This window comes from Mycobacterium sp. TH-M103, assembly GCF_057473785.1.
This window is the reverse complement of record NZ_JBYCLG010000150.1, coordinates 1-3900: the sequence shown is the minus strand read 5'-3', so window position 1 is coordinate 3900 and position 3900 is coordinate 1. Positions and strand designations below refer to the sequence as shown.

At 68.4% G+C, this 3900-nt stretch carries 4 protein-coding genes; all 4 read right to left on the bottom strand.

Annotated features, from left to right (window positions below; all coding sequences use genetic code 11):
- Positions 1-106 precede the first annotated feature (106 nt).
- Positions 107-928, bottom strand: coding sequence for an alpha/beta fold hydrolase (locus tag AC2VOR_RS08375; RefSeq protein WP_486963592.1), 822 nt, complete (start codon positions 926-928; stop codon positions 107-109).
- Positions 929-939: 11 nt separating this feature from the next.
- Positions 940-1929: a cyclase family protein gene (locus tag AC2VOR_RS08370; RefSeq protein WP_486963591.1), complete on the bottom strand. Its 990-nt coding sequence runs from the start codon at positions 1927-1929 to the stop codon at positions 940-942.
- A complete protein-coding gene (locus tag AC2VOR_RS08365) occupies positions 1917-2744 on the bottom strand; it encodes a coniferyl-alcohol dehydrogenase (protein ID WP_486963590.1) in 828 nt (275 codons plus the stop codon). Before AC2VOR_RS08365 ends, AC2VOR_RS08370 begins: the two co-directional genes overlap by 13 nt.
- Positions 2745-2763: 19 nt before the next feature.
- Positions 2764-3900, bottom strand: a 1137-nt coding sequence (locus AC2VOR_RS08360; RefSeq protein WP_486963589.1) for an LLM class flavin-dependent oxidoreductase, incomplete at its 5' end; no start/stop codon positions are given.

Here is a 3900-nt window from a genome sequence, read left to right as displayed (position 1 = left end):
AGATGGCGGTACAACTCGGTGTCGCGCACACAGCACATCCTGCCGCCCTGCGCCCATCACGCCCAGACCAGACCCACAGAAAACCCGGAAGCGCCCTTCTGAGGAGTCAGGCCGTTTCGAAGAAGTCCAGCAACAGGTCGTTGACGGCCGGCGCCTGCTCGATCTGCGGGCAATGCCCGGCCTTGTCGACCACCGCCGAGCGGGCGCCGTCGATCTGCTCGGCGATCTGCGCCGCCCATCCGGGCGGAAGCAGCTTGTCCCCGCCGCCCTCGACCACCACGGTCGGCACACCGATGCGCTCGTAGGCTCGCGCGCTCGACGCCGTCCCGGACGGCCCCGCACCCGGACGCCGAAATCGGGCCGCCGCCACGGCTTCCCACGCGCCGGGCGCGGTGCTTGATTCGTGGCGGCGCCGCACATAATCATCGTCGGCCGGATATCCCGGGTCGTAGAACAGCGCCTCGACGATGCGCCGCATCGCCGGCAGCGTCGCGTCGTACTGCTGTAAGGCCTCGAAGTGCTCGTTCTGCTGAATCTCCCCGCCCCCGCAGATGATCGCCAGGCTGCGGATCGGCAGCATCGGATTCTCCGAGGTCGCGTCGGTGAGCAGGTTGACGGCACCCATCGAGTTTCCGGCGAAGTGTGCGGCGTCCACGCCGAGCAGCTCGCAGAAGCGCGCCACGTGCCGGATCCGCATCCCGCGCCCATTCACGAAGTCGACCACCTTGGCCGACTCACCGAAGCCCAGCTGATCCGGGGCCAGCACCCGATAGTGCGCCGCCAGGGCCGAGATGTTGTGCTCCCAGCCGAGTTCGGCGCCTGCCCCGAACTCGCCGCCGTGCAGCAGCACCACCGGGTCGCCGTCGCCAGCCTCCAGATAGCTCGTGGCCAGTCCGTCGACCAGCATGGTCTTGCGCTGAATCTCCATCGGCGCCTTTTCTACTTGATCGCAATCGGGTTCACCGGAGAACCGACCGCGCCGACGAATCTCAGCGGCGGCGCGACGAGCTGGAAGTCGTAGACGCCGTCCGCGGCACAATCTTCCGCCAGCGCCGTCAGGTCCCAGAACTCACCGAGCATCAACCCCATGTCGCGCAGGCACAGCAGGTGCATGGGCAGGAACGCGCCCTCGACATCCGGAACCAGGTCCTCGACCTGAAGATTGTCGGACGCGACCGCCGCGACCTCGTGGTCGTGCAGCCACGACGCACAACGCCAGTGCAGCCCCGAGAACGGCTCCGTCTTGTTGCCCGTCTGCAAAAACCTCGCCCACCAGCCCGTCCGGATCACGACGATGTCGCCACGCTCGATGGTGACCCCCTGCGCCCGGACGACGTCGTCCAATTCCTGTGGAGTGATCGGATTCCCCTGCTCGAGGAACACCTCCGCGCCCCGGTGCCGCACCAGGTCCAGCAGCACGCCGCGCGAGGTGATCCCCTTGACGTCGACCTTGGCGATGCTGCAGTGGTAGGCGCCCATGCTGGTGACCGAACCGGCCGCGAAGCCGTTGTAGAGCTTGTCGTCGTAGTAGACGTGCGACAGCGCATCCCACTGGGTGGCCGCCTGCAGCGGCATGATGACCATGTCCTCGTTGAACCGGAACAGGTTGTCGACGAAGTAGCCACCCATCTGCTCGGCGGTCGGGTTCTGGGTCCATCGGGGCCCGTACTGCGCGAGTGTGTTCGCGTCTCCGCCGTCGACGGTCATCACCAGGACGGGGTTGTGCCGAAAATGGAAGGCTCCCTGCGGCCCCGACGAGCCGAAGTCCACCCCGAGCGGGAACACCTTGCCGTGCCGGACCAGGCTTGCGGCGTGCGCGACCTTGTCGGCCGTGATGAAGTTCAGCGTGCCGAGCTCGTCGTCGGCGCCCCACCGCCCCCAGTTGGAGACGTCGCGGGCGACCCGCCGGAATTCGGTCAAGCCGGCCACGGGGCTCCTTCCTCGAGTTCGCGGGCGATCGCCGCTCCGACGTTGCCCCCGTCGACCCACACCACCTGGCCCGAGATGTAGCTTGCCGCAGCGCTGTTCAGGAACAGCAGCACCGATGCCTGTTCCGCGGCCGTGGAAACCCGTCCCAACGGCTTGGGGATGTCGTCGAGGAAGCCCTGACCGTAGGCCGTGCGCAACTGATCGAGGATCGGCGTCTCGGTGACCCCCGGGCCGGTGCAGTTGATCCGGATGCCCCGGGCCCCGAGGGGCGTCGCACTTTGCATGGTGTACAGGATGACCGCTTCCTTGGCCAACCGGTACCCCCCTCCGGTGAGCTCGTCGGGATGCTCACGGCACCAGTCGATGCCCTCCCGCATCGTGGAGGTGCGCAGCAGTGGTGCGACCGATCGCAGGTGCTCGCGGTACCCGGCGGCCGCCAGCGACGACACGCTCACGATGGACGACCCCGGGCCCATCAGCGGGAGCAGCGCCTCGGTGAGATGCCGCGGACCCAGGAAGTTGATGGTGACGACCAGCGGCGGATCGCCGATCCCCGAGGACACCCCGGCCACGTTGAACAGCGCGTCCACCGGCCCGCCGATCGCGGCCACCGCCCGGTCGATCGAGCCCGGGTCGGCGAGGTCCACCTCGTGAAAAGCGTTGAGCTCGAGTGCCGGCCGGCGCTTGTCGAGGCCGACCACCTCGGCGCCGAGTTCGGTGAGCCGGCGCAGCACCTGTTCGCCGATGCCCGACGCACATCCGGTCACGACCGCCCGGCGGCCGTCGTAGCGCCACAGCCCGTCGATCTCTGCCAACGTCAGCCGGCTTCCGGGATCACTTGCGCTGCTCCCTGGCCCGCTGCGCCGCCTGGACGCGGCCCTCGTTGATCTCGGCCATGGCCTCGGGGATCTCGCTGGCCGTGAACTTGTCGCGGCCGGTGGGCAGGCCGCCGAAGGCGTAGGTCTCGTCGAACTGCGGCGCGGCCGGTGCCGGCCGCCGCGCCTCCACCTTTTCGATGACGGGCTCGAGCCGCCTGGCCTTGTCGGCGACCGCCTTCGCGTCGCGCTCGATGAACTCGGGCAGCACCTCCGTACCCATCAGCTCGATCGACTCCATGGTGCCCTCGTGGCTGCGCGGGTTGAGCAGCAGGATGATCTCGTCGACGCCGCTCTCCTCGTAGCCGCGCAGGAATTCGCGCACGGTGGCCGGCGTTCCGATCGCGCCGCGGCCGGGACCGTAGGCCAGCGTCGGGTCCTTCTCGACCTCTTCGAGGTAGCGCTGCCACACCCCGGTCCGCCCGGGGGTGTGCATCCCGGTCAGGTAGTAGTGCATGATCCCGAACGAGAAGAACCCGCCGCCCTGCCCGAGACGCTGGAGCGCCTGTTCCTCGGTCTTGGCGACCATCATCGACAAGTCCCCGCCGATGGCCAGGATGTTCGGGTTGATCTGCGGCGTGACGGGCACGCCATTCTCCTCGAACTCCTTGTAGTAGCCGTTGACCCGCTCGGTGAGCGGCCCGGGGCCGGTGTAGGCGAAACTCAGCGCGCCGATGCACTTCTGGGCCGCCATCTGCACGCTGGCCGGCCGCGTGCAGGCCACCCAGACCGGGGGATGCGGCTTTTGCATCGGCTTGGGGATCACGTTGCGGGGCGGCATCTGGATCTGCTCACCCTTGAAACCGGTGAACGGCTCCTCGATCATGCACCGGATGGCCACCTCGAGGGACTCCTCCCACTGGGCGCGCTTGTCGGCCGGGTCGACGTCGAAGCCACCGAGCTCACCGACGGAGGAGCCTTCCCCGGTGCCGAATTCGACGCGTCCGTTGGAGAGCAGGTCGATGGTCGCGACGCGTTCGGCCACCCGGGCGGGGTGGTTGACGGCGGGCAGCAGGTGCATGATGCCGAAGCCCAACCGGATGTTCTTGGTCCGCTGGCTGGCGGCGGCCAGGAAGATCTCCGGCGCCGTGGAATG

What these genes read in the sequence shown, in the direction of transcription:
- AC2VOR_RS08375 (WP_486963592.1), bottom strand. Translation starts at nt 928, where the DNA reads ATGGAGATTCAGCGCAAGACCATGCTGGTCGACGGACTGGCCACGAGC.